The sequence below is a fragment of the Pseudoalteromonas holothuriae genome, assembly GCF_945859825.1.
GTDB lineage: Bacteria > Pseudomonadota > Gammaproteobacteria > Enterobacterales > Alteromonadaceae > Pseudoalteromonas > Pseudoalteromonas holothuriae.
In genome coordinates this window covers 1-420 of the sequence record NZ_CAMAPC010000092.1, presented here as the reverse complement: position 1 = coordinate 420, position 420 = coordinate 1, and the positions used below count along the sequence as shown (strand labels likewise).

Annotated in this window: 1 protein-coding gene; it reads left to right on the top strand. The window is 42.4% G+C overall.

The features are described from left to right. The coding region (locus OCI93_RS21030) for an IS110 family RNA-guided transposase (protein ID WP_261627271.1) at window positions 1-420 on the top strand (420 nt) is incomplete at both ends.

The following is a 420-nucleotide window of genomic DNA, read 5'->3' as shown; positions in this document are numbered from 1 at the left end:
TGTTAAACGAAACAACCTATTAGCTGAAATAGCTAAATTACCACCGTGTATTATTGGCATGGAAGCCTGCTCTGGCGCGCATTACTGGGCGAGAGAGTTTACCAAGCTCGGTCACGATGTTCGTATTATGGCATCTAAGTTTGTTATCCCCTATCGTCAAAATGAAAAGAATGACGCTAATGATGCAGAGGCTATTTGTGAGGCCGCTACTAGACCTAAAACACGCTTTGTCAGTATAAAAAGCGAAGAGCAACAAGCCGTTTTATGCTTACATCGCATTAGGCAAGGCGCTATAAAGGACAGAACTGCACGTATTAATCGATTACGGGGATTGCTTGCTGAGTTTGGAATTATCATGCCTAAAGGTCGCTACCCAGCACAAAAAGTGATTTCTGAAATACTGGAAGATGCTGAGAATAA